Annotated in this window: 27 protein-coding genes and 1 tRNA gene; 11 read left to right on the top strand and 17 right to left on the bottom strand. The window is 67.4% G+C overall.

Annotated features, from left to right (window positions below; all coding sequences use genetic code 11):
* Nucleotides 1-163 precede the first annotated feature (163 nt).
* Both V7S63_RS04235 and V7S63_RS04230 read left to right on the top strand, forming a co-directional pair.
* Nucleotides 164-1,096 (top strand): ring-cleaving dioxygenase, encoded by a 933-nt coding sequence (locus V7S63_RS04235; RefSeq protein ID WP_336529300.1) that lies wholly within the window; start codon nt 164-166, stop codon nt 1,094-1,096.
* Between the two features lie 69 nt (nt 1,097-1,165).
* Nucleotides 1,166-1,795 carry an alpha/beta hydrolase gene (locus tag V7S63_RS04230; RefSeq protein WP_336529299.1) on the top strand — a complete coding sequence of 210 codons (630 nt, stop codon included), beginning with the start codon at nt 1,166-1,168 and terminating at the stop codon, nt 1,793-1,795.
* A gap of 7 nt (nt 1,796-1,802) precedes the next feature.
* Here the strand turns inward: V7S63_RS04230 and V7S63_RS04225 are convergent, their stop codons facing one another.
* On the bottom strand, nt 1,803-1,952 hold the full coding sequence (locus tag V7S63_RS04225; protein ID WP_158673524.1) for a hypothetical protein: 150 nt from the start codon (nt 1,950-1,952) through the stop codon (nt 1,803-1,805).
* 151 nt (nt 1,953-2,103) lie between these two features.
* Nucleotides 2,104-2,406, bottom strand: a complete 303-nt coding sequence (locus V7S63_RS04220) for an SH3 domain-containing protein (RefSeq protein ID WP_091830058.1) — start codon at nt 2,404-2,406, stop codon at nt 2,104-2,106.
* 152 nt (nt 2,407-2,558) lie between these two features.
* Between V7S63_RS04220 and V7S63_RS04215 the strand changes: the two genes are divergently transcribed.
* From V7S63_RS04215 to V7S63_RS04205, 3 genes are all read left to right on the top strand, one after another.
* Nucleotides 2,559-2,771, top strand: a complete 213-nt coding sequence (locus V7S63_RS04215) for a hypothetical protein (protein WP_336529298.1) — start codon at nt 2,559-2,561, stop codon at nt 2,769-2,771.
* A gap of 453 nt (nt 2,772-3,224) precedes the next feature.
* A tRNA-Pro gene (locus tag V7S63_RS04210) sits at nt 3,225-3,302 on the top strand.
* 407 nt (nt 3,303-3,709) lie between these two features.
* Entirely contained in the window at nt 3,710-4,522 is an 813-nt protein-coding gene (locus V7S63_RS04205) for a methyltransferase domain-containing protein (RefSeq protein ID WP_091830050.1), read from the top strand.
* Here the strand turns inward: V7S63_RS04205 and V7S63_RS04200 are convergent.
* From V7S63_RS04200 to V7S63_RS04190, 3 genes are read right to left on the bottom strand one after another with little or no spacing between them, the layout of a single operon-like run.
* Nucleotides 4,495-5,637 (bottom strand): acyltransferase family protein, encoded by a 1,143-nt coding sequence (locus V7S63_RS04200; protein WP_336529297.1) that lies wholly within the window; start codon nt 5,635-5,637, stop codon nt 4,495-4,497. The two genes, V7S63_RS04205 and V7S63_RS04200, sit on opposite strands and share 28 nt — an antisense overlap.
* Nucleotides 5,634-6,860 (bottom strand): O-antigen ligase family protein, encoded by a 1,227-nt coding sequence (locus V7S63_RS04195; protein ID WP_336529296.1) that lies wholly within the window; start codon nt 6,858-6,860, stop codon nt 5,634-5,636. The genes V7S63_RS04200 and V7S63_RS04195 overlap by 4 nt, the downstream gene beginning before the upstream one ends.
* Before the next feature lie 2 nt (nt 6,861-6,862).
* Nucleotides 6,863-8,404 (bottom strand): undecaprenyl-phosphate glucose phosphotransferase, encoded by a 1,542-nt coding sequence (locus V7S63_RS04190; RefSeq protein ID WP_100963113.1) that lies wholly within the window; start codon nt 8,402-8,404, stop codon nt 6,863-6,865.
* A 517-nt stretch (nt 8,405-8,921) separates the two neighbouring features.
* Here V7S63_RS04190 and V7S63_RS04185 point away from each other — a divergent pair.
* Nucleotides 8,922-9,290, top strand: coding sequence for a DMT family transporter (locus V7S63_RS04185; RefSeq protein ID WP_091830042.1), 369 nt, complete (start codon nt 8,922-8,924; stop codon nt 9,288-9,290).
* Entirely contained in the window at nt 9,287-9,625 is a 339-nt protein-coding gene (gene mdtI / locus V7S63_RS04180; protein ID WP_336529295.1) for a multidrug/spermidine efflux SMR transporter subunit MdtI, read from the top strand. The genes V7S63_RS04185 and mdtI overlap by 4 nt, the downstream gene beginning before the upstream one ends.
* Nucleotides 9,626-9,640: 15 nt before the next feature.
* Here the strand turns inward: mdtI and V7S63_RS04175 are convergent, their stop codons facing one another.
* From V7S63_RS04175 to V7S63_RS04160, 4 genes are all read right to left on the bottom strand, one after another.
* Nucleotides 9,641-10,000 carry a hypothetical protein gene (locus V7S63_RS04175; RefSeq protein ID WP_336529294.1) on the bottom strand — a complete coding sequence of 120 codons (360 nt, stop codon included), beginning with the start codon at nt 9,998-10,000 and terminating at the stop codon, nt 9,641-9,643.
* Between the two features lie 5 nt (nt 10,001-10,005).
* The gene (locus tag V7S63_RS04170) at nt 10,006-11,376 is read right to left on the bottom strand and encodes a sulfite oxidase (protein ID WP_336529293.1); all 1,371 of its coding nucleotides are present in this window, start codon (nt 11,374-11,376) and stop codon (nt 10,006-10,008) included.
* Between the two features lie 132 nt (nt 11,377-11,508).
* The gene (locus V7S63_RS04165; protein WP_100958857.1) at nt 11,509-12,672 is read right to left on the bottom strand and encodes a glycosyltransferase family 4 protein; all 1,164 of its coding nucleotides are present in this window, start codon (nt 12,670-12,672) and stop codon (nt 11,509-11,511) included.
* Between the two features lie 26 nt (nt 12,673-12,698).
* A complete protein-coding gene (locus V7S63_RS04160; protein WP_091830606.1) occupies nt 12,699-13,256 on the bottom strand; it encodes a polysaccharide biosynthesis/export family protein in 558 nt (185 codons plus the stop codon).
* A gap of 186 nt (nt 13,257-13,442) precedes the next feature.
* Here V7S63_RS04160 and V7S63_RS04155 point away from each other — a divergent pair, with 186 nt between their 5' ends.
* Complete coding sequence (locus V7S63_RS04155; protein WP_336529292.1) at nt 13,443-15,608, top strand: GumC family protein; 2,166 nt, start codon at nt 13,443-13,445, stop codon at nt 15,606-15,608.
* A 66-nt stretch (nt 15,609-15,674) separates the two neighbouring features.
* Here the strand turns inward: V7S63_RS04155 and V7S63_RS04150 are convergent, their stop codons facing one another.
* The gene (locus V7S63_RS04150; protein WP_336529291.1) at nt 15,675-16,910 is read right to left on the bottom strand and encodes a GNAT family N-acetyltransferase; all 1,236 of its coding nucleotides are present in this window, start codon (nt 16,908-16,910) and stop codon (nt 15,675-15,677) included.
* A 107-nt stretch (nt 16,911-17,017) separates the two neighbouring features.
* On the opposite strand from V7S63_RS04150, the gene V7S63_RS04145 reads away from it, so the two are divergent.
* On the top strand, nt 17,018-18,079 hold the full coding sequence (locus V7S63_RS04145; RefSeq protein WP_336529290.1) for a polysaccharide deacetylase family protein: 1,062 nt from the start codon (nt 17,018-17,020) through the stop codon (nt 18,077-18,079).
* Between the two features lie 11 nt (nt 18,080-18,090).
* Here the strand turns inward: V7S63_RS04145 and V7S63_RS04140 are convergent, their stop codons facing one another.
* Nucleotides 18,091-18,300: a DUF2842 domain-containing protein gene (locus tag V7S63_RS04140; RefSeq protein WP_326877010.1), complete on the bottom strand. Its 210-nt coding sequence runs from the start codon at nt 18,298-18,300 to the stop codon at nt 18,091-18,093.
* A 98-nt stretch (nt 18,301-18,398) separates the two neighbouring features.
* Between V7S63_RS04140 and V7S63_RS04135 the strand changes: the two genes are divergently transcribed.
* Entirely contained in the window at nt 18,399-19,490 is a 1,092-nt protein-coding gene (locus V7S63_RS04135; RefSeq protein WP_442896426.1) for a COX15/CtaA family protein, read from the top strand.
* Nucleotides 19,491-19,648: 158 nt separating this feature from the next.
* Here V7S63_RS04135 and V7S63_RS04130 read toward each other — a convergent pair whose 3' ends face one another.
* From V7S63_RS04130 to V7S63_RS04110, 5 genes are all read right to left on the bottom strand, one after another.
* The gene (locus V7S63_RS04130) at nt 19,649-20,926 is read right to left on the bottom strand and encodes an O-acetylhomoserine aminocarboxypropyltransferase (protein ID WP_336529288.1); all 1,278 of its coding nucleotides are present in this window, start codon (nt 20,924-20,926) and stop codon (nt 19,649-19,651) included.
* Between the two features lie 71 nt (nt 20,927-20,997).
* Complete coding sequence (locus tag V7S63_RS04125) at nt 20,998-22,221, bottom strand: FAD-dependent oxidoreductase (RefSeq protein WP_336529287.1); 1,224 nt, start codon at nt 22,219-22,221, stop codon at nt 20,998-21,000.
* 14 nt (nt 22,222-22,235) lie between these two features.
* The gene (locus tag V7S63_RS04120) at nt 22,236-23,210 is read right to left on the bottom strand and encodes a Bug family tripartite tricarboxylate transporter substrate binding protein (RefSeq protein ID WP_336529286.1); all 975 of its coding nucleotides are present in this window, start codon (nt 23,208-23,210) and stop codon (nt 22,236-22,238) included.
* Between the two features lie 196 nt (nt 23,211-23,406).
* Entirely contained in the window at nt 23,407-23,937 is a 531-nt protein-coding gene (locus V7S63_RS04115) for a CoA-binding protein (RefSeq protein ID WP_336529662.1), read from the bottom strand.
* A 153-nt stretch (nt 23,938-24,090) separates the two neighbouring features.
* Nucleotides 24,091-24,894 carry an enoyl-CoA hydratase gene (locus tag V7S63_RS04110; RefSeq protein WP_100958875.1) on the bottom strand — a complete coding sequence of 268 codons (804 nt, stop codon included), beginning with the start codon at nt 24,892-24,894 and terminating at the stop codon, nt 24,091-24,093.
* A gap of 106 nt (nt 24,895-25,000) precedes the next feature.
* Between V7S63_RS04110 and V7S63_RS04105 the strand changes: the two genes are divergently transcribed.
* Nucleotides 25,001-25,417, top strand: a complete 417-nt coding sequence (locus V7S63_RS04105) for a PaaI family thioesterase (RefSeq protein ID WP_100958876.1) — start codon at nt 25,001-25,003, stop codon at nt 25,415-25,417.
* 5 nt (nt 25,418-25,422) lie between these two features.
* Here V7S63_RS04105 and V7S63_RS04100 read toward each other — a convergent pair whose 3' ends face one another.
* Nucleotides 25,423-26,208 (bottom strand): substrate-binding domain-containing protein, encoded by a 786-nt coding sequence (locus V7S63_RS04100; protein WP_336529285.1) that lies wholly within the window; start codon nt 26,206-26,208, stop codon nt 25,423-25,425.
* Nucleotides 26,209-26,411: the final 203 nt, after the last annotated feature.

Raw genomic sequence — 26,411 nt, 5'->3', positions numbered from 1 at the left:
TGGGTCTACGGCAGAGATTGTCGATTTCGGCATCGCAATTCAAATTGGCATTTCAGGATTGTGACATTGCTAGCATGCAATGAATCAAGCCTGGCAATTTGGCGAGCCGCAATCATCTTGGCGTCAACGAGGGCCGCTTCTCGCAGCCCGGAGGACTATCGTCATGCAGATCAACGGCATCCACCACGTCACCGCAATCGCCGGCCCAGCGCGCCGCAACCTCGACTTCTACAGCCGGGTGCTCGGCCTGCGCCTGGTCAAGAAGACGGTGAACTTCGACGACCCGACCACCTGGCACCTCTATTTCGGCGATGCCGGCGGCAATCCGGGCACGATCCTGACTTTCTTCCCCTGGGAGCATGTCGCGCCCGGCCGGCTCGGCGTCGGCGAGACGGAAGTGACCGCCTTCCGCATCCCGGCGGCGGCGGTCGGCTACTGGACGCATCGGCTCATCGCCAACGGCGTTGCCCATGACGCCCCGCAGAAGCGCTTCGGCGAGACGGTGCTCAGCTTCCGCGATCCCGACGGCATGCGGCTTGCGCTGGTCGGCGTGCCCGGCAGCGAGAGCGAGCCGGCCTGGGACAACGGCGAGGTGCCGCCTGAATCCGCCATCCGCGGCTTCCACGGTGTCACGCTGCTGCTCGACAAGACGGAGACGACCGTCGCGATCCTGCGCGACGTGTTCGGCTTCGTCGAGGCCGGGCGCGAGGGCAACACCGTCCGCATGCGGGCGGAGGGCACCGACCATGGCAGCGTCGTCGACCTGCGCGCAGCCGGTGGCTTCCTGCCCGCAAGGATGGGCGCGGGCTCGGTTCATCACGTCGCCTTCCGCGCCGGCGACGACGCGGAGCAGGCCCGCATGGTGAAGACGCTGACCGAGACCTTCGGCCTGCGCCCCACCGAGCAGAGGGACCGGAACTATTTCCGCTCCGTCTACTTCCGCGAGCCCGGCGGCGTGCTGTTCGAGATCGCGACCGACGCGCCCGGTTTCGCCATCGACGAGCCGGCAGACGACCTCGGCGGCGCGCTCAAGCTGCCCGCGCGGTACGAGACTCGTCGCGCCGAGATCGAGGCGGTCCTGCCGGCTCTGGTCTGATCGATCAATGCGCTCCGCCTTGGGGCGGGGCGCCCCTCGCTGGATGTTCACTGTGAAAGGAGGGACGACATGAGTGCGTCCGAAACCTTCATCCACCGCTTCGAGCCGGCGACTGCGCCTGGCCCGGCGCCGCTCCTCCTGCTGCACGGCACCGGCGGTGACGAGAACGACCTGTTGCCGCTCGGGCGCACCGTCGCGCCGGGCGCGGCGCTGCTCTCGCCGCGCGGACGGACGTTGGAGGCCGGCATGCCGCGCTTCTTCCGCCGTCTGGCCGAGGGTGTCTTCGACGAGGACGACCTCATCCGGCGGACGCATGAGCTCGCCGATTTCGTCGAGCAGGCGCGCGCGGAATACGGGCTGCCGGCGCCGATCGCGCTCGGCTTCTCGAACGGCGCCAACATCGCAGCCGCGATGCTGCTGCTGCGGCCGGAGGTGCTGTCGGGAGCGGTGCTGCTGCGGGCGATGTCGCCTTTCGCCAAGCCGCCTGTGGTGACGCTGGCGGCCAAGCCGGTGCTGATTATCTCCGGCAGCTTCGATCCGATAATCCCGGAGGAGAATGCGGCGCGATTGGCGGCGACGCTCTCCGGGGCGGGGGCTTCGGTGGAGCACCGCAGCCTGCCGACCGGTCACGGCCTGTCACAGGCGGATCTGGGGCTGGTGCGGGATTGGTTGGCTCAGCGCCTCGCGCTCGCGGCCTGAGACGGGCTCAGGCTCCGGGCCTGGCGTGCTTGGTGAGATAGCACGTCAGGCCGAGCCCGCCGAGCATAACCGAGATCATATAGGGGCCGAACAGGCAGGTGACGAACACGGCCGCGATGAAGCCGAGCATCAGGCTGTTGCGCCAGTCCAACGTCATGACGGGGCCTCCATGAATTGGTGCCAGTATCATGAAGATAACCTTCACTCTGTGAACCTCATTTGAACGGAGTACGTTAACAGAATCTTGCCGTTGCGGGCTTTTGCTCATGCGGCAGGCGGCCGCACTCGGCAGCGGCCCGGCCCGCCGCTCAGCCGCAATCCCTAAGGAAACGGCGCGCGACATGGCCCTCGCTGAAGCCCTCATAGCCCTTCGCTAGTCTGGTATCGCCGGGCCAATGCCTGACCTTGCTCCAGCCGCCGCGGCCGCCTTCGATGATCTGGACCTCGTCGCCGGCCCTCATGCGCAGGATCAGCCGGCTTTGCGCGCCCGGCGCGGCGCGCAGGGCGACGAACCCGTCGGCCGTTTCCGGGACGAGGCAGAACAGCGAGGCGCTGGCGTCGCCTGGATGGAGCAGAAGGCCGGACAGGACGAGCAGGGCCGGGCGGATCATGGCGTTTCCCCTGGTTCGAGGCGCCTCAGCATGCTGCAAGACGCGGGGCAAGGCACCGAGATTATCGCGGTACGGTGGCACCTGTGCCGCTTTCGCGCGTTGTCTCTGCGACGCCGCGCTGCGGCACGGAGGCGAAAGCGATGATGTTCCAGTTGTTCGAGACGATCGCTGGCCGGGTCAGCGATCAGGCCGCCGACTATGCCAGCGCGCAGGCGCGGATCGTCGCGAGGACGCTGACGCAGGCCGCAAATCCATGGGGGTTCGCACTGGTCGGAATCGCGGCATCGCCACCGCCGGTAGCGCTTGACGAGCCGGACGCGTGTCCGGCGCAGGCACGAAGCGATCAGCGCGTCCGGCGCAGCTGATAGGCCAGGAGCCGGTGCCCACCCGCCGGCGTCAGTGCCGAAGGTGGCTTGACGCTCGTGCATGCACCCGGAAAGCCCTTGGCATGTTTGGCTGGCTGAAGCGTGGCCTGGCCGCGGTGCGAAGCCTATCGAGGAGCAGTCGAGCAGGCCGCAGCGGCGGTCCTGGGCCGGAGTGGACACGGCATGACCAGCACTCTCCTCGTCGTCGCGACGATTGCGACGCTGGCCGCCTCGCTCTGGCTCGCGCTGGAGGTAACGCAGCGCTGGCCCTGCCGCTGGTGATTGTCTTTGCCGGGCTCGTGCGCACCATCGTCCGCCATGCCGGACGCAGGGGCATCACGCCGGCCGAGGTCGCACCCCTGCGCATGACGACAGGTAGCTGTGAATCGAGCGGCCCGATCCGGCAATTGCCGCGTTGCATCGCGGCGTCGTGCGCTCTATAAGCCGACCCGTCGGAGCGTAGCGCAGCCCGGTTAGCGCACTTGTCTGGGGGACAAGGGGTCGGAGGTTCGAATCCTCTCGCTCCGACCATTTTCTTCTTTCATCTCGGTTTTGCCAGAGGCGGCCTGGCCGCCCGCATTGGCGCGTCCTGAACGAGATAGGCTCAGGCACTGCCAACTGGCGGACATGTCCGCCAGCCAGCCGCGCGCTTCCATGCCGTTCCGTTCGGTCAGAATCATCGTCGCCTTGTCGCTCCTCGCTTTCGCGTTGTCCGCTTGCGCGCGGGAGCGGACGGGCCCGGCGACATGCCAGACCCACAAGGCCGGCAATGGCGATTTGACCGAGTGCGATTGAAGGCTGGCGGTGTCAGTCGGCGGTGTCCCTTTTCGGAGCGAGTGGCCTCGTCGTCTGTTAACCCTCCCTTAAGGCTTCGATTGCGCGGCCCCTGCAGCGGGCGCAGGGTCGGGGCCTCACAGCAGGAAACGGGACATATCGTCATGTCGATGGCGCTGACCGAACGTCGGCCGCTGCGGTCGCAGGATGCCGCGGCGGTGGACAGGGGCTCGATCGAGAGCTTCTTCGCCGGGCTCCAGCCCGATTGGCATTCCAACTGGGCCTGGGACCATTACGAGGCGACGATCCTGGCGCTGATGCACCAGTTCGGCCTGAGGCGGCTCTGCGAGATCGGTGGCGGCCGCGATCCGCTTTTCACCGTCGAGGACGCGCGCCGTCATGGGCTCGACCTCATCGTCAACGACATCGATGCGGGGGAGCTCGCGCTGACGCCGAAAGGGCTGCGCACCGCGCGTTTCGACATCGCCGGCGATCTGTCCGAGCCGGATGTCGCCCGCGGCGGCTACGACATGATGATCTCGCGCATGGTGTTCGAGCATGTCCATGACGTTGAGCGTGCCTGGGCCAACATCCATGCCTTGCTGGCGCCGGGCGGTATCGGGCTCGCCTTCATGCCGACGCTCTGGGCGCCGGTTTTCGCGCTCAATCACATCCTGCCGAAGGCGGCGTCGCGCGCCATCATGCATGCGCTCTTCCCAGCGCGGCGGCAGGACGGCGACGACCCGGTCTTCCCGGCCTTCTACGACCAGTGCCGTGGCAGCCGCGCGGCATTGGAGCCGATGCTCCAGCGGGCCGGCTTCCGCGACGTCCACGTCCAGCCCTTCTGGGGCAGCGGCTACTTCGAGCGGATGCCGGGCCTGCGCGGCCTCGATGCGGCCTTCAACAAGCTCGCCGCCAAGGCCGATTGGCGCCTGGTGACGACCTATGCCTATGTGGTCGTTCGCAAGGAACGCTGAGCAGGCAGGGGCGAGCGCGCTTCGCGCTCGCCGGCTCCGTCCGGCCGCCGGCTCCGCATCGCCCGCAGCAAAGGCTGCTCCGCATAGCGGTAGAGCAGCAGGGCAGTGACGCAGGAGGCTGCCGTCGCGACCACGACATAGGCCGTCAGCGGAAGCGCATCGCCAATGGCTTGCGTCCAGAGATTGCGCAGCGGGCGCAGTACGAAGGGGTGTACCAGGTAAAGGCTGTAGGAGGCGTTGCCGAGCAGCACCGCGACGCCGAGCAGCCGTGACGGCCTCCCGCGCGCCGCGCTGGCGCCTCGGTGCAGAGCCGCGGCGCTGACGATCATCAGGGCAGGCACGCCCCAGCGCAGCGCGTCCGGCCATTGCTGATCGGCCAGAGCGGGCCATTGCACCAGGCCGGCCATGCCGGCGCAGGCCAATATGAGCGCCGTCGGCGCGCCGAGCCGCAGGCCGCCGAGATAGGCGAGCGCCAGCAGGCAGCCGAAGGCGAATTCGAGGATGATCGACTGGGTCCAGAAGGCGAGCTGGACCTGCGTCGGCTCGAAGGCGAGACCGACCCCGGCGAGCACGGCGAGGATCGCCGTCAGCACCGGCACCGCCAGGCGCATCGGCAAGGCGAGCGTGCAGGCGAACAGCACGTAGAAGAACATTTCGAGGTTCAGCGTCCAACCCAGCGCCATGACCGGGCGGATCTCTCCGGGCGCCCGCAGGGACGGGATGAAGAGATAGGAGGCCAGCACATGCCGCCAATCGTCGATCGGCACGTTCAGCAGCCTTGGTGCGACGAGGGCGCCGAGCAGCAACAGTGTCGTCAGCAGCCAGTAGAGCGGAACGATGCGCACGAAGCGGCGCCAGAGGAAGCTGCGCCATCCGCCGGGGCGCTCGAACAGTTGCGTCGAGCTGTAGACCATGATGAAGCCGGAGATGACGAAGAAGATGTCGACGCCCGTGCTCCATCGCAGCAGGGAGCCGTCGAGCGGTGCGCGCCCGAGCGCGCTGCCCATCGCCTGCGTCTCATGGATCGCATGGCCGATCACGACGAGCAGCGCCGCAACGCCGCGCAGCACCTGGATCGCCTGGTTCTGCCGGGCTTCCCCCGTCTTCCCGGTCATGGCGCGGTCTCAGTGCCCGGGCGACGCGCAATGGCTGCGAGGCCCCAGATCAGCCCGAGCAGCAGGTAGAAGTGGCGCCAATGGTCGGTGTCGATCTGGAAGCCCTGCAGGATCGTGACGAAGAGGACCGACCAAACCGCGATCGCCTGGCCCTGCAGCGGGCCGCGCCGGAACACCAGCCACCAGCCGGCCCAGCAGGTCGCCACGGTCAGCGCCAGCCAGGAAAAGCCGCCGAGCCAGCCATAGGAGGCGAAGGCGTTGATGTAGACATTGTGCGGATCCTGCTGGAGGAACAGCCAGCGGAAGCGCAGCGGCCCGAAGCCGTTGGGCTCGGAGAGCAGCATCGGGATCGAGCGCAGCTGCGCGCCGAAGCGGCCGGTGACGCCGAGATCGTAGCTCTGGTCGAGGCTGGCCCGGACCTCGAACATCTCGCGGATGACGTCGAAGGAGAGGGCGATCGCCAGGGTGACGGCGGCGAGCACGAGGCTGGTCAGAGCCAGCGCGACGATCCGTGCCCGCATCCTGGCCGTGCCCGCGGTCAGGAAGGTCAGGCCCGCCATCAGCAGCACCGCAGCCGCGAGATTGCCCCAGGCGCCGCGCGAGAAGGTCAGGAACAGAGCCGCGAGTGGCACGCTGATCAGGGTGAGGCCGCCGACGAGCCCGCGCCGTCCCACCAGGATGTCCTGCAGCACGAAGACGATCGGCAGCACCAGGAACGGGCCGAGCACGTTCGGATCCTTGAACGTGCCGGTCGCGCGGCCCCACAGCGTGAAATGGTCGCCAAGGCCGGCGATGTCGAAATAGCCGACGATCGCGAGCAGGCCGGTGCACCATGTCGCGAACAGGTAGCCGCGCTTCAGCGCCTCGAGCCGGGCCTGCGTGTCGTCGGCCATGACGGCCGCCAGCACGATCGCCGTGACCATCAGATAGAAGGAGACGGCGATGAAGCGCACCGCATCCGGATCGTTCATCCAGGGGATCAGCGAGATGGCGCCGCCGAGATTGAAGCCGAGCAGCAGCAGCGCCAGCGGCAGCAGCGCCCGCGACAGGCGCAGACCGGTGAGCACGAACACCGCCAGGACCAGCAGGAAGGCGATCTCATAGGGCGAGGGCTCGATGATCGCGACCCAGCTGGAGGCGGTCAGCAGCCAGAGCGCGCCGCGCTGCAGCGCGGCGTGGGAAATCCGGAGGCGCCGGCCGAGCCCCGGGTCGTGCGCCAGCATGCTCAATAGGCGTTCTCGTTCTTGGTCATCAGCGAGAACGGCGTCTTGATCAGGATGTAGAGGTCGAGCAGCACCGACCAGTTCTCGATGTAATAGAGATCATGCTCGACGCGGCGCTGGATCTTGTCCTCGGTGTCGGTCTCGCCGCGCCAGCCATGGACCTGCGCCCAGCCGGTGATGCCGGGCTTGACCTTGTGGCGGGCGAAGTAACCGTCGACGACCTGCTCATAGGCGCGGTTCGATGCGGTCGCGTGGATCGCGTGGGGGCGCGGGCCGACCAGCGAGAGATTGCCCTTGAACACGACGTTGAGCAGCTGCGGCAACTCGTCGATCGAGGTCTTGCGAATGAAGCGACCGACGCGGGTGACGCGCGGATCGTCCTTGGTGACCTGCTTGGCGGCGGCAAAATCGCTCATATCGTGATAGAGCGAGCGGAACTTCAGCACCTCGATCATCTCGTTGTTGAAGCCGTAGCGCTTCTGCCGGAACAGGATCGGACCCTTCGAGTCGAGCCTGACGGCGATCGCGGTCGCGATCATCAGCGGCGACAGCGCGATCAGCGCCAGCGTGCCGACGACCTTGTCGAACACCCATTTGACGACGATGTCCCAGTCGGCGATCGGTCGGTCGAACACGTCGAGCACGGGGACCGCGCCGATATAGGAATAAGAGCGCGGCCGGAAGCGCAGCTTCGACATATGGGCCGAGAGCCGGATATCGATCGGCAGCACCCAGAGCTTGCGCAGCATGGCGAGCAGCCGCGCCTCGGCCGAGATCGGCAGGGTGAAGATCACGAGGTCGAGCTTGGTGCGGCGCGCGAACTCGACGAGATCGTCGATCGTGCCGAGCTTGGGGTAGCCGGCGACGAGATCGGGCGAGCGATCGTCATTGCGGTCGTCGAAGACGCCGCAGACGCGCAGCCCCGTGTCGCGCTGGGCCTCCAGCGCCTTGATCAGCTCCTCGCCGGCGGGGCCGCCGCCGACGATCGCTGTGCGACGTTCGAGCCGGCCCATCCGGGTGAGCCGAAGGACGATCAGCGAGGCTGTCAGCCGCTCGGCCAGCAGCAGTACGAGGCCGACGGCATAGAAGGCGGCGAGCCAGACGCGCGAGACCTGGTCACCGACCTTGAGGAAGAAGAAGCCGGCCAGCGCCAGCAGGAACAGGATCGTCCAGCCGGCTGCGACCCGTACCGCGATGCCGATGAAATTGCGCAACGCGCTGACATGGTAGAGGTGGAGCGCCTGGAAGACGGCGAGGGCGCCGACCGCCACCAGCGGCACCGTGACCTGGTAGGGCAGGGCGTAGTCGACCTTGCCGGCGACGTAGAGGGCGAAGACGAGCCCGCCGACGCCGAGGATCACCAGCATGTCGGCGAGGCGCACCAGCCCCTCGATCAGCACCGGCGACAGCGTCTGCTTGACCGGCATCGCCGCGATGCGTTCGGCCAGCGGGTGGAAGGTCCGCGTGCCCTCCGATGCTCCGCTTGCAGATGCGGGGCCGGTAGAATCCGCCTTGATCAGGTCGCGAACGTCGAAAGCGCCCATCTCGTCCAGTCCTCGCGCAGGGAATGCGGGCTCGCCCGCCGCGCTGAAAGCTCTCGTCACCTAGCGCAAATTGCTCTCGGAAGACTTAATCGGACTCTGCGGAAGCGATCGGGATTTGAGGCGATTTGAGCCCATCGAAGACGGCTGAAACCGCATCGTCGGGGCATCTTTTTTCGGACCTATGGAAAGGTCGATTTTCACTCGGGCCTTCAAGGTATTAGCCGAGGGTTTCGCGGCCGCGAAAATAGTGTCGAAGGCACTGAAAGTCGCGATCGAGTTGACAAAAAGCTTAGATTCAGGCACTTAACGCCGCGATGAGTGTCTGAGAAGCACATATTTCATTGACCTTGCCCACGGGTATTTCCGGTGATTTGGGCTTGGGCGATGTGCTGGCCTTCGGCGAAAGCCTGAGCGCTCCCTTCATCTCGAACATCGTCTTTTGAACGCTAACGATGCGCACCCCGCAGACGCCGCACCCGCGCCGCCTGCGCCCCGGGCCAGCGCCCCTGTGTGACTTATGTCTTTTCATTGGTTGATCCTGCTCGCGGCCATCGCCGTGGAGCTGCTTGCGACGTCGGCTCTCAAGGCCTTCGTCGCGGGCCCGGTCCTCGTCGCGGTGCTGCCGCTCGTGCTGATCGGACTGTCCTTCGCCCTGCTCAGCGTCGCCCTGCGGGTCATTCCCATGGCCGTCGCCTATGCGGTCTGGGAAGGCCTCGGCATCGTCGGCATCGCCCTGATCGGCCATGCCTTCTTCGCCGAGCATCTGACGCTCCCGCGCATCCTGGCGCTGGCCCTGATCATCGGCGGCATCGTGCTGCTGGAACGCGGCGTCGGTCACGACGCCGACCCTGCGGCCCCCAGGGAGGATGAGCGGAGGCTGGTGTGACCTTCGCTGCCTCCGCGCAAGCCTTCGCGCTTGCCTGGCTCGGACTTGCCGTCATCCTCGAAGTGATCGGCACCAGCCTGCTCAAGATCTCCGACGGGTTGAAGCGCCGGCTCGTCGGCGGCCTCGGCGTGCTCTGCGTCGTCGGCGCCTTCGCCGCCCTGGCGCAGGCGATCCGCGGCATGGACCTCTCGGTAGCCTACGCCGTCTGGGGTGGCGTCGGCCTTGTGCTGACCGCCGTGGTCGGCGCGCTCGCCTTCGGCCAGCGCATCCGCCCGGCCGGTTGGCTCGGCATCGCGCTGGTCGTCGCCGGCGTGGTCGCGCTCAAGCTGTTCTGACCGGAAGGCGTCGCGTCAGTTCAGGAACGGGTTCTTCCACCCGCCCTGCTGGGCCGGCGCCTTGGTCGGAAAGACCTCGGCGAGATAGTCGAGCACCTTGCCGCGCTCCTCCGCAGGGAGGGCCGGCATGTTGTGCTTGGTCACCATCCAGTCGAGCGTCTCGCCCCATTTCTCACGGCTCATCGCCTGGGCCGCGACCAGCTTGAAATTGTGGCAGGCGACGCAGGCATAGAAGGCCTCGTCGCGGTTGGGCCCGGCCGGAAACATCTCCGGCGTCTCCTCCGACGGAGCAGGTGCCTGCGCCAGCGCCATCGACGTAGCGAGCAGCAGGCCCGTGCCGAGCATGAGCCCGGCGCGGCCGATACGTGCGATCACGGCGTTCAACCGACGAGTACCGCGACCCGGTGCATCGGGTTGGCGCCGTAGCCCTGCGGGTTCCAGCCGCCGGCGACATGCGGCTGCGCCCGGCCCTTGCTGTCGGTGGCGCGGACCCAGAGTTCGTAATAGCCGTCGGACGGCAGCTCGACCTCGGCGGTCCAGCGCCGCCAATCATAGCGGTTGCGCGGTTCGGCCGCCTTGGCCGGCTGCCAGGTCGCGCCGAAATCGATCGAGACATCGACGCGCGAGACGCCCTCATGCCCGTCCCAGGCGGCGCCGCGCAGCGCGAGCCTGCGTGTGCCGGCTGCCAGGCGCGTGCCGTTGGCCGGATTGGTGATGATGCCGCGCACCGGCATGTCGGTCATGGTGCGCATGTTGGAGTCGTCGGTCTTGCCGCCGGGGATCATCGGCTTGATCGCGACGGAGTAGGAGGTGCCGCCCATGCCCTGGCCGTCATGCACCTTGTCGCGGATCGCGATCCGCTTCAGCCATTTATGCGAGACCGAGGCCGGGAAGCCGGGAATGATCACCCGCAGCGGCCCGCCATGGATGGCAGGCAGCGGCTGGCCGTTCATCGCCCAGACCAGCAGCGCATGCGGCTCCAGCGCCGCCGCGATCGGCACGCCGCGCGAGATCGCATCCTTGCTCGCATCACCGGATAGGTGCTGATCGGCGCCGTAATTGGCGGTGTGGACGGCGGTCGACTTCAGGCCGGCGCTCTGCAGCACGTCGGCGAGCGGTACGCCGGTCCATTCGGCGCACCCGGCGCCGCCATTGGTCCACTGGTTGCCGCGTGCCTGCGGCTGGAAGAACGAGCGGCCATTGCCGCCGCATTCCAGCACCGTGCGGAAGGTCTTGTGCGTGAACTTCTGCTTGAGCTCGCCGAGCTTGATCGTCAGCGGCGTGTTGACCTCGCCATCGATGGTCAATTCCCAGGCGTCGCCCTCGGTGAAAGGCTCGGGCGTCTGGCCGTTGTTGCGGACGAAGAACTTCTCGATCGGCGTGGTGTCGTCGTCGAGCATGTGCTCGGGCGTTTCGGCGACGAGCGGCCGGTCGCCGAGCAGGACAAGGCCCTTGGCCTTGCCGGGGAAATCGAGGAATTCCGGGCCCTTCGGCGTGGCGGTCGCCGGGGCCGCGGAGGGGACGGCGGAGGCGGGCGGTATGCCCTGCGCCAGTGCAACGGGAATGAGCCCGGCCGGCATCTGGTCCGAGAACGGGATCGCGCCGCCGACGGCTGCACCCATCGCCGCGAGCCCGGCGCCGCCGAGGAAGCCGCGGCGCGAGGCGCCGGTCCGGCGGCCGAAGGCCAGCGCGTCGCCGCGCTCGGGATCGTCGCCATAGAGTTCGCCCAGGGACCGTTCCTGCTTGCCCATCATGTCCTCCCTCGCGGCGGCGTCGTCTCGCGCGCTGCGGAGGCAGGATGCGCCAATGGAGAAGGATATTCTACCCTCGATCGATGCCGGCGCCGGGGGCTCTGCTCGGCTGCAGAATCTTGGGGCAGCCGATCAGCCGCCGCGCTTGGCGAGCGCGGCCCGATAGGCGTCGAGGACGCCGTCGATCATCGCATTCAGGCAGAAATTGGCCCTGACATGCAGTGCGAGGTCGGCGGCCTCGGCGAGCCGCTCCGCCTCCGGTGTCGCCAGGGCCTTACGGATCGCATCGGCCAGGATGGTCGGCTCGTTGGCGGAGATCAGACGGTCGGCATGCCTGGGGCCGTAGATCTCTTTGATGCCGCCGACATCGGTCGCGATCAGCGGCTGCGCTGCCGCGGCCGCTTCCAGGATCACATAGGGCAGCGATTCCGCCCGGGACGGGATCACCATGACATGCGCCTTGGCGAGCGCGGCGCGGATCGGCCCCGGCGGCTCGAACACGCATTGGCTCGCGACGCCTTGCTCGACGGTCATCTGCCGTAGCAGCGCCTCGTCCGGGCCGGAGCCAACGATCAGGATGCGCGGCGTCAAGCCGTCGCGGCGCTTCAGCAGCGCGAGCGCCTCGATCAGCGTGTCGACGCCCTTGGCCGAGCGCAGTTCGCCGAGATAGACGAGGTCGAACGCGGCGTCGGCATGGTCGATCGGCTCGAACTCGGCTTCCGAGATGCCGTTCAGCACGACGCGATGGTCGGTGCGCGGCTTGTGCCCGACATGGGCCTCGAAGCGGCCTGCGATGAAGGCGCTCTCGAACAGGAACATGTCGGTCGCCCGCTCGAGCAGGCGCTCGATCGTCATATAGACGCGGTGCTCGGCGCTGCCGGGCTTGTAGTTGAAGCTGCCGCCATGCGGCGTATAGGCGGTAATGTAGCGTCGGCGAGGCGAGACCAGCGCCGGCAGGCGAGCGTAGACGCCGCCCTTGGAGCCGTGCGCGTGCACGATCTGCGGTGCGATCCGATCGCGGATCGAGACCTGCGAGATCTGCGCACGCAGGTCGGTGAGGCTCGGATAGCGCGACATCGGCACGCGAGTGACGCCGAGCGAAAGCTGCGGTGCGAGCTCGGCGAAGACCTGATCGGCGCGGGCGCCGCCCGTGGTCGAATCGCAGAAGATGCCGACGGCATGGCCGCGCGCGATCTGGCCGCGGGCGAGGTCGAGCACATGCCGGAAGAGCCCGCCGAGCGGCGCGCGGAAGACATGCAGGATCTTGAGCGGAGCAGAGCCGGCCGCAGCGGGCATGGTGGCGGTATCCCGGGCAGAGCCGGTCAGAACCAGCGTTCCTTGATCACGATCGTGTCGCCGGGCCGGACCGGGTAGGTGATCGGCACCGTGCCGGTGACGAGTTGGCCGTCCATCAAGCGGGTGACCTCGGCATAGTTGCGCTGGCCGCGCGGCGTGAAGCCGCCGGCGATCGCCACCGCGGTCTGCATCGTCATGCCGTTGACGAACGGGAACTGGCCGGAATTGGTGACCTCGCCGAGCACGAAGAACGGCCGGTAGGCGTCGACCTCGACCGAGACCTTTGGCTCGCGCAGATAGCCGGCGCGCAGACGCGCTTCGATCGCGCGCTCGAGCTGCTGCGTCGAGCGCCCCTGCGCCTCGACCGCGCCGATCAGCGGCATGGAGATGCGGCCGGAGCCGTCGACGGCATAGATATTGGAGAGGTTGTCCTGCCCGAACACGATGACGCGCAGCTTGTCGCCGCTGGCGAGCTGGTATGGCGCAGTCCGCTCGACGGCGAATTCAGGCGCTTCGATGCGCGGCGCGCAGCCGGCCACTGCGAGCGCAGCGGCAAGCGCCAGACAGACGGGATGTCTACTCATCATCACCGGCGAACCCTTCAGAATCTGTCTCTAGGGTTAGGCCGACATGGTTAACAAAGGCTGAGCGCCGGGGCGCGGGATGTATTCCGGCGCCGCGCCGCTTTAACCCGCCAATAACCTTAATGCGCTCAGATGAGGTGACGTGCTCCCCCAGGGGCACAAGAGTTCTGCGTGAATGGAAGCCTCATGACCGCTCGCTACGATACCGTTGCGGCCGCCGGCGAGAGCCGCTCCGACCTGCTCGACTTGCCGGCTCTCTGGGCCGCGATCAAGGCGAAGAAGCTTTGGATCATCGGGCCGACATTGGCGGCGCTGGGCTTGTCCTTCGCCGCGGTCAACGTCATCCCGCCGCGCTATACCGGCCAGGCCCAGCTCCTGCTGCAGAGCCGCGACAGCTACTACACGCGGCCGGGCCAGTCCTCCGACAATTCCGGCCAGCAATTCGATGCCGAGGGCGTGCAGAGCCAGGTCCAGGTCATCATGTCGCGGGATCTGGCGCGCGAGGCGATCAAGCGCATCGGCCTTGTCGGCAATCCCGAATTCGACTCCGGAGCCGGCGCGCTCGGCGCGCTGAAGAAGGTCGGCGTGCTGCTCGGCATCGGCGCCCATCCGGCCGATCGCTCGCCGGAGGAGCGGGTGCTGGAGAAGTATTACGACCGGCTCCTGGTCTTCCCGGTCGGGCGCTCGCGCATCGTCGCGGTCGAGTTCACCTCGCAGGACCCGGCGCTCGCCGCCAAGGGCGCCAATGAGATCGCCGCCGCTTATCTCGACATGGAGGAGGCGGCCAAGCAGGACACCGCGCGCAGCGCCTCGTCCTGGCTTTCGACCACGATCGAGCCGCTGCGCAGGAAACTGGCTGAATCCGAGGCCAAGGTCGAGGAATTCCGTTCCCGCCACGGCCTGCTCGTCGGCGCCAACAACACCACGATCACCGCTCAGCAGCTCGCCGATCTGTCGACGCAGCTCTCCGCTGCGCGCAACCAGCAGGCCGAGTCGCAGGCCAAGGCCTCGATCATCCGTGACGCCATCAAGGCCGGCCGCACCTTCGAGATTCCGGATGTCGCCAATAATGAGCTCGTCCGCCGGCTGGTCGAGCAGCGCGTCAACCTGCGCGCCCAGATCGCGCTCGAATCGCGCAACCTCCTGTCGGAGCACCCGCGCATCAAGGAGCTGAACGCTCAGCTCGCCGATCTCGAAGGCCAGATCCGCGCTGCCGCCGAGCGCGCCGTGCGCACGCTTGAGAACGAGGCCAAGATCGCCGGGCAGCGCGTCGAGAGCGTCACCGCCGCCCTCGACGGCCAGAAGAAGACCGCCTCCGGCGCCAATGACGACGAGGTCCAGCTGCGCGCTCTCGAGCGCGAGGCCCGTACCCAGCGCGAGCAGCTCGAACAGTACATGCTGCGCTATCGCGAGGCGCTCGCCCGCGACGCGCAGAATGCGACTCCGGCCGATGCCCGCGTCATCTCCCGCGCCGTCGAGCCGACCGCTCCTTCCTTCCCGAAGAAGCTGCCGACCATGGTCGTCGCGACGCTCGCGACCTTCCTGGTCACGCTGGCGGCGGTCGTCTCGCGCGAGCTTCTGAATGGCGGAACCCCGGCGCCTGCCGAGGACGCGCCGCGCCGCAAGATGCGGGCACGTGCCGAGCCGCAGATGGAGGCGTCGGAAGAGGATGAGCAGGGCGCCGCGAAGGCGCCGGCGCGCCGCGAGCGTATTGCCGGCCTCCTGACCCATGGCGGGCGTGTCGGCCAGCTCCATCTCGATGTCGCCGACCCTGAGTCGGCGGCCGCCGATCTCGCGGCCTGCATCAACAAGCCGAGCGAAGGCCATGCGCCGCTCGTCGTGGTGCTGGACGGGGCCGAGCCCGGCGAGGCTTTGCCGCGGGCGCTGGCGCTGCTTCTCTCCGAGCGCAGCCGCTGCATCCTGGTCGACCTCGCCAGCGATTCCCGCGATCGGGCCGGCTTCTCCGAGCTGCTCGCCGGCGAGGCGATGTTCTCCGACATCATCACGCGCGAGCCGGATTCGCGTCTGCACGAGATCGCGCCGGGCCGGGCAGGGCGGGCGGCCGTGCTGGCGGCATCCGACATCGTCGACGTCGCGCTCGATGCGCTCTGCGAGACCTATGACTGGGTGCTGGTCGCCGCCACCTCGACCGATGAGGCGGAGGCGCTGGCGCCGCTGCTCGGCCGTGCTCAGGGCGCGCTGGTCATGGCCGGCCATGTCGGCAACGGCCATGCGGTCGAGGCTGCCTATCGCCTCACCGACCTGACCGGAGCCCCGATCGCACTCGTCATAGTCGATGCGCCGGAGACGATCGAGGTGCCCATGCCCGACAAGGAGCCGGCGCCGGCCTGAGCATCGAACCGAAATGTGGCCACCACATTTCGGATGACTCCGTGCTCTGACGAAGACGCAGGCGGCCTACTCATCCGCCTCTGCCGGCTTGCGGCGCCTCAGCAGCCCGAGGACGCGTTGCGCCGTCTTCAGGGCAAACGGCGAAGCCTTGATCCGCCGCTTCAGCGCGCGCTTCGCCTGGCTGTAGCCTGCATAGGCCCGCCCTTTGGCCGTCAGCGGGACGAAGGTGTCGACGAGTTCGTCGCTGTCGTCGCAGATCGTCGTCTTGTACCGGGCCTCGCCGACGCCGAGGTCGAACATGGTGACGCCGGCCCGGCATTTGCGCTTGATCAGTTCGATCAGGAGAATCTCGCCGGGACTGGTCCGCGCCGCCTCCGAGCCGAGATCGAAGGAGGTCGCCATGCCGGAGAAGCGTTTGCCTTGGACGGCGCCGACATAGGTCGCGACCGAACGGCCCGAGAGATCGAGCGAATAGAGCTCGATTGCCGGTGAGCGGCCTGCCTGCGCCAGCGCTCCGTCACGCAGGAACGCGCGGATCGCCGGGGTGGCGAACGGGTCGGCCAGGCCCAGCTGCGCGAAGCGGGCCGCCTTCTGCGCCAGAAAGGCGTCGAGCACCCGCTCGATCTCGGCGTCGCTGTGGGCCTGGACCAGTTCCGATGGCCCGAACTCGGCGAAACGATTGCGCTTCGTCGTCATCTTCTTACGGGCATGTTTGCTCATCGAGCGCCGGAGCGTGCCGTCGCAATCGCCCGGTTCGAGCGCCAGCTTGTAGGCGCGGCTCGGGCTTTGCCCGGCGGCGAGCCTTGCCGGCGGATTGGCGATGCCCTGCCAGGCGGTCGGCTGGTTGATCAGGAATAGCGCGTCGATCCCGCCGATCGCCGCGCCGATCTCCCGGAGCAGCTGCTGTGCTGCCGTCGCATCGAGCGCTTCGGCGAAATCAGGCCGATAGAGCGCCATGTGATAATTGGCGTGCTTGCCGCCGATGAACTCGGCGAAGCGCGTGCCAAGGCGCCTGGCGACCACCAGTGGGAACAGAGCCAGCAACGCGCCCTGGCTGTCCTCGATCCGGACGAAGCGGAAGTCCATCTCCTCGGCCCGGCCGATCGTCGTGACGAAGGGGCGAACCCAGTCATAGGCTTGATAGGGCGTCACCAGCGCATCGGCTTCGAGCGCGCGCCAATCGGCTTCGAGAGCGGCAAGGTCGCCGCTCACAATGATCCTGGCCCAAGGGCGCGCCTCATTCTCCCGCCGCAGGGCAGGAGGGGCGGACGGGCTGGGCGCGCGGTCGGCGACGACGGACATGCCGCCTTCCTTAACCCCGCATTGTGAACGGACCTGCCACTGTCGCGGACGTTGCAAGACAGCTTCGCCGAACAGCGTTAGCGAAGGGTTGAATCGATCTCTCGGAGATGCCGGGCATGAGCCTGCGCCACAAGGCTTTTTCAGCCGCCTTCACGGCCATAGCGGCGACCGGTGCCGACCGCTGGGGCAGGGGGCTCGCGCAGGGCAAGGGCGCGATCCTGACGCTGCATCATGTCCGCCCGGCAACCGCCGGCGGTTTCTGTCCGAACGGGCTGCTGGAGATCACGCCCGATTTCCTCGACCGGGCGCTGACCCTGATCCGGGCCGAGGGCTACGACATCGTCTCGCTCGACGAGGCGCTGGCGCGGCTGGTCGATCCGCAGCCCGGCCGCTTCTTCGTCGCGCTCACCTTCGACGACGGGTATCGCGACAATCTCGACCATGCCTGGCCGGTACTGGCGAAGCACGGTGTGCCCTGGACGCTCTATGCCGTGCGCGGCTTTGCCGAGCGCACGGCCCGGCTCTGGTGGCTGGAGCTGGAGGAGGCGATCCGGGCCCTGCCGCGCGTCTCGGTCGAGCTTCCAGACGGCCGCTTCGACGCTCCATCTGGAACTGACGCCGAGAAGCAGAAGGCGTTCGACCAGCTCTACTGGCGTCTGCGCAAAGGCCCGGAAGCGATTCTGCTCTCGGCGATTTCCGATCTCGCGCGGCAAGGTGGCATCGACGCTGTCGCATTGGTCGAACGCGAATGCCTGCCCACCGAGACGCTGCGATCGCTCGCCGGCGCGCCCGGCGTCACCATCGGCGCGCATACGCTGAGCCATCCGATGCTGGCCAAGCACCCCGAAGCGGAAGCGCGCCGCGAGATCGCCGAGAGCAAGGCCTGGCTGGAGGAGGCGCTGGGCATTGCGGTCCGCCACTTCGCCTATCCGGTCGGCGATCCCACCTCCGCCGGCCCGCGCGAGTTCGCTCTGGCCAGGGAAGCGGGCTTCGCGAGCGCCGTGACGACCCGGCCGGGCCATCTCTTCCCCGAGCATGCCGCCCACCTGCACGCGCTGCCGCGCGTCTCGCTCAACGGCCTGCACCAGAGCGAGGCGGCGCTGAAGGCGCTGCTGTCGGGGCTGCCTTTCCTGCTGTGGAACAAGGGGCAGAGGGTGAGCGTCGACTGACGCCGGGAGCCTCAGACCTCGTCCTTCCGCTCCATCCATTTGATCAGCGGCAGCAGTGGCAGCACCCAGATCAGCCCGAGCACGATATAGGCGATGGTCTGCACCGGTTTCGAGGCTTCGGTGATCCGGCCCTGCGCCAGCGCCATGGCGACGAGCGCGTAGACGCAGACGAAGACGATCATCACGACCGTGCCGACGAGCTTGCGATGGGTCTGCCTCATGGCGATCTTCAGTCCGGCTGCGGCATTGCGGGCGTTGTTCAGGCTTCAAGGGCGGACTATCTGTCACCCGCCGCCGCGCTTGTGAAGCGCAATCAACTCTGCCGCCTGCGACCCGAGGTCCCGCCGCCGTGACGATCGCGCTCGATCAGCCAGCCGTTCCGGCCGCCAACGGCCATGCCGGCATCCGCCGCTGGCTCTGGGCCATCGCCTTCCTGGTCTTCGTCATGGTGGTGGTCGGCGGGGCGACGCGGTTGACCGGCTCCGGCCTCTCGATCACCGAATGGCGGCCGGTCACCGGCGCGATCCCGCCGCTGTCAGACGCGGCCTGGGCACTCGAATTCGAGAAATATCGCCTGAGCCCGCAGTACCAGCTGCTGAATACCGGCATGGAGCTTGCCGATTTCAAGTTCATCTACTGGTGGGAATGGGGCCACCGCCAGCTCGGCCGCTTCATCGGCCTGCTCTATCTCGCCGGCTTCCTCGTCGTGCTGCTGCGGCGCTCGATGCCCTGGCGCGAAACCACGATCCTGTTCGGCATGGGCCTGCTGCTCGGCCTGCAGGGCACGATCGGCTGGATCATGGTCGCTTCGGGCTTGCAGCCCGGCATGGTCGCGGTCGCTCCGGTCAAGCTGACGCTGCACCTGACCTTCGCCGGCTTTTTCTTCGCCAGCGTCATCGCCTTCGCCACTTGGCTCACCCCGCTGCGTCGCATCGAGCCGGCCTGGGGCAGGGGTGCCGCCTGGTTCCTCCTCTTTTTGCTTTTCGTTCAGATCGCACTCGGTGGACTCGTCGCCGGCTCCAAGGCCGGCTTCACCTTCAACACCTGGCCGCTGATGGACGGGGCGCTGGTGCCTTCGTCGTCGACCCTCTTCGCCGGCACGCCATTCTGGGAGAACTTTGTCGACAATGTCGCGCTGGTGCAGTTCAACCACCGCATCGGCGCCTATGTCCTGTTCGCCTTCGCGCTCTGGCAAATGCTAAGCCTGCGCCGCGCCGCGCCGGGCTCCGGCGCGGCCAAGCGCGCGACCGCCATCGCCGGGCTGGTGCTGGCGCAATCTGCGCTGGGCATCGTGACGCTGCTTCTGGTCGTCCCGCTCTGGGCCGGCCTCGCGCATCAGGCGCTCGGTTTTACCGTGCTGGCGATGGGCGTGGTGCATCTGACGCGCACGCAGCAGGCGGCGGGGGGCTAGCGCAAAGCGGCTCCGCACTTGTCATTCCAGGACGCTGCGCAGCAGCGGACCCGCAACCCACGACAGGGTCGCAGCGGTGTCCATGACCCTGTGAGCATCTTCCAAAGCAAAAGGCGCCGTTTCCGGCGCCTTTATCATTTCGGAAATGTCGGCCTCGATCAGGCCAGCGCCTGATCGAGATCGGCGATCAGGTCCTCGACATCCTCGATGCCGATCGACAGGCGCACCACTTCCGGGCCGGCGCCCGACGCGGTCTTCTGCGCGTCCGAGAGCTGGCGGTGGGTGGTCGAGGCCGGATGGATCACCAGCGAGCGCGTGTCGCCGATATTGGCGAGATGCGAGAACAGCGAGAGCTTCGAGACCAGCTGGACGCCGGCGTCATAGCCGCCCTTCAGGCCGAAGGTGAAGACCGCGCCGGCGCCCTTGGGGCAGTAGCGCTGGGCGAGGGCGTGGTACTTGTTGTCCGGCAGGCCGGCATAGTTCACCCACTCGACCGCCGGGTGCTTGGCAAGATGCGTCGCCACCTTGAGCGTGTTCTCGCAATGGCGCTGCATGCGCAACGGCAGGGTCTCGATGCCGGTCAGGATCATGAAGGCATTGAAGGGCGAGAGCGCCGGGCCCATGTCGCGCAGGCCGAGCACGCGGGTTGCGATCGCGAAGGCGAAATTGCCGAAGGTCTCGCCCAGCACCATGCCATTATATTCAGGCCGCGGCTTGGACAGCATCGGGTAGCGCTCGTCGCCGACCCAGTTGAACGAGCCGCCGTCGACGATCAGGCCGCCGATCGAATTGCCATGGCCGCCCAGGAACTTCGTCGCCGAATGCACGACGATGTCGGCGCCATGCTCGAACGGGCGGATCAGATAGGGGCTCGCCATCGTGTTGTCGACGATCAGCGGGATGTTGTGCTTCTTCGCGATCTTCGAGATGCCCTCGATATCGACGATGACGCCGCCGGGATTGGCGATGGATTCGATGAAGATCGCCTTGGTCTTCGGCGTCACAGCGGCGGCGAAGGCGTCGAGATCATCGGAATCGGCCCAGATCACGTTCCAGCCGAAGTTCTTGTAGGAATGGTTGAACTGGTTGATCGAGCCGCCATAGAGCTTCTTGGCGGCGACGAATTCGTCGCCCGGCTGCAGCAGCGCGTGGAAGCAGAGGAACTCGGCGGCATGGCCCGAAGCCACCGCGAGCGCCGCCGTGCCACCCTCCAGCGCGGCGACGCGCTCTTCCAGCACCGCGTTGGTCGGGTTGCCGATGCGGGTATAGATGTTGCCGAAGGCCTGCAGCCCGAACAGCGAGGCGGCGTGGTCGACATCGTCGAACACGAAGCTGGTCGTCTGGTAGATCGGCGTGGCGCGCGCGCCTGTGGCTGCGTCGGGAGCAGCGCCAGCATGGACGGCGAGCGTATGGAAACCCGGTGCGCGGTCGGTCATGGCGTGCTCCCTCGATAACTTTGATTTCGGACGACTTGTTCGATTTAACGAACGCCTTGCGAGGCGTCAATTCAGCGCCGTGGCCTCAGCTCGGGCCCGACATGCTCCGGGCGGACACCCATGCCGACCATGCGCGCGGGCAGGCGTCGCAGCAGCGAAAAACGCTGCAGCAGCCTGAGCGGCCAGGGCGGTGCAATCGGCTTCTCCGCCGCCAGCAGCGGCGTGATCACCCGGTTCTGAATCGCAATCTGGGCGGCCTGCGTGACCTTGGCCGGCCATTCGCGCCGTTTCTGGACGGCGGCGAGATCGGCATCCGTCAGCGTTTTCGCGCGCAGCGGGCGCGCTAGCAGGTTGGCGGTCGCGACGGCGTCCTGGATCGCCAGGTTGATGCCGACGCCGCCGATCGGCGACATCGCGTGGGCGGCGTCTCCAATGCAGATCAGCCCCGGCCGCCACCAGCGCTCCAGCCGGTCGACCGCGACCGAGAGCAGCTTGATGTCGTCCCAAGAGGCAAGTTCACCGGTCCGATCGGCCAGCTCCGGCGCGAGCGCGAGGAGCCCTGCCTTGAAGGCATCGAGCCCGGCGGCCTGCAACTGCTCCAGCGAGCCCTTCGGGATGACGAAGGCGCATTGCCAATAGTCGCCGCGGTTGAGCCGGATGAAGAAGCGCCCGGCCGCGACCTGGCCGAAGGCCTGTGCGGGTTCATCCGGCCGGCGGCTGAAGCGAAACCAGAGCACATCCATCGGCGCGCCCAGTTCCGTGACGGTGAAGCCTGCTGCGGCGCGGACATCGGAACGCCGCCCATCCGCCGCCACGACGAGGTCGGCGCGGATCTCCAGCGGGCCATCGAGTCCTTCCGCCTTCACCCCCGCAACGCGCCCGTTCTCCTCGATGAGCCCGGCGGCCTTCGTCTGCATCAGCAAACGGAATTTTGGATACTCCCGGCCGTGATCGGCGAGGAAATCGAGGAAGTCCCATTGCGGCATGAAGGCGATGAACGGCGCCTTGACCGGCAGATGGCTGAAATCGGCGACGGTGATGTCCTCAGCTCCGAAGCGGGCGACGAGATCGTCCTCCCGGACATGTGGCAGCGTCAGGAATTTCTCGAGCAGGCCGAGCTCGTGCATCACCTGCATGGTCGAGGGATGGATGGTGTCGCCGCGGAAGTCCCGCAGGAAATCGGCGTGCTTCTCCAGCACGGTCACCTCGACCCCGGCGCGCGCCAGCAGGAAGCCGAGCATCATCCCGGCCGGGCCGCCTCCGGCGATGCAGCAGGTCGTGCTTTCCCGGTGCATGCCTTGTTCTCCGCCTATTCGGTCAGCCTGATCCCGGTCTTCGCCACCAGCTCGGTCAGGATGGCGCGGTCGCGTGCCATGAAGGTACCGGTTTCCTGCGGGCTCCAGGCAACCGGCTCTATCACCAGCTCGCGATAGCGCGCGACGAGCTCGGCATCGGCCATCGCCGCGTTGATTGCGGTGTTGAGGATGTGCAGCGTACCCGGCTCGATGCCGGCCGGCGCGACGATCGAAGCCCAGCCGGGATAGATCAGGTCGACGCCCTGTTCCCTGAGCGTCGGCAACTCCGGCAGTTGCGGCTGACGTGCATCGGTGGTGACGGCGAGTGCCTTCAGCTTGCCGGCCTGTATGTTCCCCAGGCTGGCGGCGAGGCTGTCGATCATCACCTGGACCTGGCCCGACATCAGGTCGGCCGCGGCGAGTCCGGCGCCGCGATAGGGCACATGAGCCAGCTTGAGGCCGGCCGCCTGCATGATCATTTCGAAGACGAGGTGGTTGGTGCCGCCGACTCCCGCCGAGGCGAAGTTGAGCTGGCCCGGCCGCTGCTTCGCATAAGCGACGAACTCGGCGAGCGAATTGACCGGCAGGGTCGGCGAGACGTTCAGCACCAGCGGAAACAGGCCGAGCATGCCGACCGGCGCGAAATCGTAGGCGACGTCATAGGGCAGTTTTTGGCCGAGCGCCGGGGCGGCGGCGAAGCTGGCCGCGGTCGCGACGAGGAGCGTATGGCCGTCTGCCGGTGCCTTGACCACGGCCTGCCCGGCGACGATGCCGTTGGCGCCCGGCCGGTTGTCGATGATCACCGACTGGCCGAGCTGTCTCGCCAGGGTCTCGCCGAGCCGGCGCGCCGCGATATCGGTACCGCCAGCCGGCGCGAAGGGCACGACGAGCTGGATCGGCCGTTGGGGGAAGGCAGCGCGGGCGCCGCCGGTGCCGAGCGCGCTGGCGAGCCCGGCGAGCAGGACGGTGCGGCGATCGAGAGGTGGCATCGGCCTTCTCCGTAGACGGCTCACCCAATCGCGGTCATCCCGGACAAGCGGCGCAGCCGCGCCGATCCGGGATCCATTCCTGAGCCTATCCGAGAGAGGTTCCGGAATGGGTCCCGGGTCTCCCTTCGGTCGCCCGGGACGACCCGAAGAGTGAAGGCCGAGATGCTTGCGATCAAGCGGCTCTGTGGAGCAGGGGTTACGTCACCGGCCGGTTGATCGTCAGCTTCTGGAAGCCCTTTCCGGCGAGCACCGGCTTCTTCGCCGAGAGGATGCGCGAATTGATGCCCTGCCAGCCGATCTCGCCGGAGAGCCGGCCATACTCGATCTTCGGGCAGCGGTTCATGATCACGGTGACGCCCCTGGCCTCGGCCTTGGCCGCAGCCTCGTCATTGCGCACCGAGAGCTGCATCCAGATCACCTTGGGCAGCGGCTCGAGACCGAGCGCCTCGTCGGTGATCGGTCCGGCCGCCTCCGAGTTGCGGAAGATCTCGACCATGTCGACCGGCCGGGGGATGTCCTTCAGCGAGCCGTAGACCGTCTTGCCCAGCAGCGTCGTCCCGGCGAGGCCGGGATTGACCGGGATCACGTCATAGTCGCGATCGAGCAGGTATTTGGTGACGATCCAGCTCGGCCGCGCCTCGTTGGCGGAGGCGCCGACCAGCGCGATCGTCTTCACGCTTTTCAGGATCTCGCGGATTAGGCTGTCGGGATAGGCGTCGTGGTTCATGTCGGCTCTGGTCTCGATGCACTGGTCGGAAAGCTCGTCGTTCCGCAAGATCGCAGGTCGCTCCGAAATTCATCGAAGCACACGCTGCTCTACGATGGATTCCGGGCCGCCGCTACGCTTCGGCCGGAATGACGGGATGGATCGCTTGGAGCCTCAGCTCTCCCACACCGGCTGACGCTTCTCCATGAAAGCGCCGATGCCTTCTTCCGCGTCGCGCGCCAGCATGTTCTCGACCATTACCGCAGAGGCGTGGTCATAGGCCGCCTTCAGCCCCATCTCGCGCTGCTCGTAGAAGGCGCGCTTGCCGACCTTGACCGTCGCCGCCGATTTCGAGGCGATGACCGCGGCCAGCCGCCTGGCTTCGTCAAGCGCCTCGCCCGCCGGCACGACGCGGTTGACGAGGCCCATGCGGGCAGCTTCCTGCGCCGGCACCATCTCGCCGAGCAGCAGCATTTCCATCGCGTGCTTGGCGGAAAGATTGCGCGAGAGCGCGACCATCGGCGTCGAGCAGAACAGGCCGATATGGACGCCCGGCGTGCAGAAGCGCGCAGCTTCGCCGGCGACGGCAAGATCGCAGCTCGCGACGAGCTGGCAGCCGGCGGCGGTCGCCGTGCCTTCGACGGCGGCGATCACCGGCTGGGGCAGGGCAGTGATCTGCTGCATCACACCCGAGCAGCGCCCGAGGACATCGGCGAAATAGGCGCGGCCGCGATCAGGATCGGCCCGGCGCGCGCTCATCTCCTTGAGGTCGTGCCCAGCCGAGAACACCGGGCCGGCAGCGGCCAGCACCACGGCACGGATGCTGCGGTCGTTCGCGATCGCGGCGAGTGTCTCTGCCAGCGCCGCCAGCATCGCCTCGCTCAGCGGATTGCGTGCCTCGGGCCGGTTGAGGGTCAGCGTCGCGATGCCGTCGGCATCCTCGCGCAACAGGATCTGCGCTTTGGCATGGGCGTTCATGGCGACAGGCCTTTCGCTGTTTGTCCTATTGTCGGAAGGCTGGGCCCGTGCTGCAAGGGGATCAACGCCCGATCAGACCCCGGTTTTCCGCACGATGACGACCCGCATGAGCGCCGCCGAGATCGAGGCCTATCTCGATCAGGTCTTCCCGCAGCTTCACTATGGCGGGCGCACCTATTTCGTCGAGGAGGTCGGGCCGCTCACCGCGCGCATGCGCTGCGACTACCATGAGAAGCATTTGCGGCCCGGCGGCACCATCTCCGGCCCGACCATGATGGCGCTGGCTGATCTTGCGCTCTATGTCGCGATCCTCGCCCAGATCGGCCCGGTCGCGCTCGCGGTGACGACGAGCCTCAACTACAATTTCCTGCGCAAGCCCGGCCAGTCGGCGCTGATCGGCGAGGCGAAGCTGCTCAAGCTCGGCAAGCGCCTCGCCGTTGGCGAAGTCTGTCTCTATTCGCAAGGCGAGGCCGAGATGGTCTGCCACGCGACCGGGACCTATTCGATCCCCGCCGAGCGCTAGCCCGGCTATTTTGGCGGGATCGGGTCGAGCCCGGTCTTGCGGATCGCCGGTGCCGCTTCCGCCGAGCCGAGGCAGGCGATCAGCTTCTTTGCCGCCTCCGGCTGCTTGGCGCCGGCCGCGAGGCCGGCCGAGAAGACCGTCACGCGCTGGACCTCCTCCGGCAGCGTTCCGACGAAATCGAGGCCTTCGATCGGCAGCAATTCGCTGACCTGCTGGAATCCGAGTTCGGCCTCGCCGCGGGCGACGATCGTGCCGACGCGTTCGGAGAAGATCTTCTTCGCCTTGGCCATGACCTGGCCACTGGGGTCGAGCTTCGGAAAGAGCTCTTCGGACAGATAGGTGCCGCTGGCGCTTGCCGAATAGGCGATCGATTTCGCTTCCATCAGCGTCTTCTTCAGTGCCTCAACCGTCGAGATATCCGGCTTGGGCGCCCCGGCCTTGACCGAGAGCCCGATCGCCGAGCGGGCGAGGTCGACGCGGGTTCCAGCCGCGCCCTTGCCGTCCTCGACCAGCTTCTCGAAGGCGTCGGCCGCCAGGATCACCACATCGGCCGGCTCGCCGCGCGCCAGCCGGTTCGGGATCGCGTCGGGGGCTGCTCCCATCGAGGCGCCATAGGCGCTGACGACCTTCTCGCCGAGCTTCACCTCGCAGCCGGCGACGAGGTCTTTGTAGGCGGCGGTGAAGCCGCCGGAACTGAGCACATGGATTTCAGCGGCGGCCGGCTGCGCGAAGGCGAGCGGAAGCGCGAACAACGCGGCGCCGGCAAGATGACGGATTGCTGGAGCTGGCATGGCGTTCCTCCGGGTTGCGGGAAGTCATGCTGGCCCGCCGGAACGGGTTGCGCAAGTTTTCATCAGATTGCGGTATCTAGATACCGTTTCTTGCATTGCGCTGAAAACAATGCGTTTTTGGCCAAGGCGCCGTGTTATCTTCGCTTGACATTGCGGGGGTAGCCGCCTATCCAGCCCCCACACCGCCGCCGGCCTGCCGGCGG

The organism is Allobosea sp. CCNWLY174, assembly GCF_037120455.1.
GTDB classification, from domain to species: domain Bacteria; phylum Pseudomonadota; class Alphaproteobacteria; order Rhizobiales; family Beijerinckiaceae; genus Allobosea; species Allobosea lupini.
The sequence above is the reverse complement of the archived record's forward strand: the minus strand, read 5'-3'. Positions and strand labels throughout refer to the sequence as shown.

Bases quoted from the DNA above. Each gene is read 5' to 3' on its own strand.
- V7S63_RS04125 (WP_336529287.1), bottom strand. From the start codon at position 22,221: ATGCACCGGGAAAGCACGACCTGCTGCATCGCCGGAGGCGGCCCGGCC.
- V7S63_RS04220 (WP_091830058.1), bottom strand. From the start codon at position 2,406: ATGATCCGCCCGGCCCTGCTCGTCCTGTCCGGCCTTCTGCTCCATCCA.
- V7S63_RS04140 (WP_326877010.1), bottom strand. From the start codon at position 18,300: ATGAGGCAGACCCATCGCAAGCTCGTCGGCACGGTCGTGATGATCGTC.
- V7S63_RS04130 (WP_336529288.1), bottom strand. From the start codon at position 20,926: ATGACCGACCGCGCACCGGGTTTCCATACGCTCGCCGTCCATGCTGGC.
- V7S63_RS04150 (WP_336529291.1), bottom strand. From the start codon at position 16,910: ATGTCCGTCGTCGCCGACCGCGCGCCCAGCCCGTCCGCCCCTCCTGCC.
- V7S63_RS04155 (WP_336529292.1), top strand. From the start codon at position 13,443: ATGACCGCTCGCTACGATACCGTTGCGGCCGCCGGCGAGAGCCGCTCC.
- V7S63_RS04235 (WP_336529300.1), top strand. From the start codon at position 164: ATGCAGATCAACGGCATCCACCACGTCACCGCAATCGCCGGCCCAGCG.
- V7S63_RS04195 (WP_336529296.1), bottom strand. From the start codon at position 6,860: ATGCTGGCGCACGACCCGGGGCTCGGCCGGCGCCTCCGGATTTCCCAC.
- V7S63_RS04105 (WP_100958876.1), top strand. From the start codon at position 25,001: ATGAGCGCCGCCGAGATCGAGGCCTATCTCGATCAGGTCTTCCCGCAG.
- V7S63_RS04185 (WP_091830042.1), top strand. From the start codon at position 8,922: ATGTCTTTTCATTGGTTGATCCTGCTCGCGGCCATCGCCGTGGAGCTG.
- V7S63_RS04205 (WP_091830050.1), top strand. From the start codon at position 3,710: ATGTCGATGGCGCTGACCGAACGTCGGCCGCTGCGGTCGCAGGATGCC.
- V7S63_RS04115 (WP_336529662.1), bottom strand. From the start codon at position 23,937: ATGAACCACGACGCCTATCCCGACAGCCTAATCCGCGAGATCCTGAAA.
- V7S63_RS04100 (WP_336529285.1), bottom strand. From the start codon at position 26,208: ATGCCAGCTCCAGCAATCCGTCATCTTGCCGGCGCCGCGTTGTTCGCG.
- V7S63_RS04160 (WP_091830606.1), bottom strand. From the start codon at position 13,256: ATGAGTAGACATCCCGTCTGTCTGGCGCTTGCCGCTGCGCTCGCAGTG.
- V7S63_RS04200 (WP_336529297.1), bottom strand. From the start codon at position 5,637: ATGACCGGGAAGACGGGGGAAGCCCGGCAGAACCAGGCGATCCAGGTG.
- V7S63_RS04190 (WP_100963113.1), bottom strand. From the start codon at position 8,404: ATGGGCGCTTTCGACGTTCGCGACCTGATCAAGGCGGATTCTACCGGC.
- V7S63_RS04145 (WP_336529290.1), top strand. From the start codon at position 17,018: ATGCCGGGCATGAGCCTGCGCCACAAGGCTTTTTCAGCCGCCTTCACG.
- V7S63_RS04165 (WP_100958857.1), bottom strand. From the start codon at position 12,672: ATGCCCGCTGCGGCCGGCTCTGCTCCGCTCAAGATCCTGCATGTCTTC.
- V7S63_RS04170 (WP_336529293.1), bottom strand. From the start codon at position 11,376: ATGGGCAAGCAGGAACGGTCCCTGGGCGAACTCTATGGCGACGATCCC.
- V7S63_RS04110 (WP_100958875.1), bottom strand. From the start codon at position 24,894: ATGAACGCCCATGCCAAAGCGCAGATCCTGTTGCGCGAGGATGCCGAC.
- V7S63_RS04120 (WP_336529286.1), bottom strand. From the start codon at position 23,210: ATGCCACCTCTCGATCGCCGCACCGTCCTGCTCGCCGGGCTCGCCAGC.
- V7S63_RS04225 (WP_158673524.1), bottom strand. From the start codon at position 1,952: ATGACGTTGGACTGGCGCAACAGCCTGATGCTCGGCTTCATCGCGGCC.
- V7S63_RS04230 (WP_336529299.1), top strand. From the start codon at position 1,166: ATGAGTGCGTCCGAAACCTTCATCCACCGCTTCGAGCCGGCGACTGCG.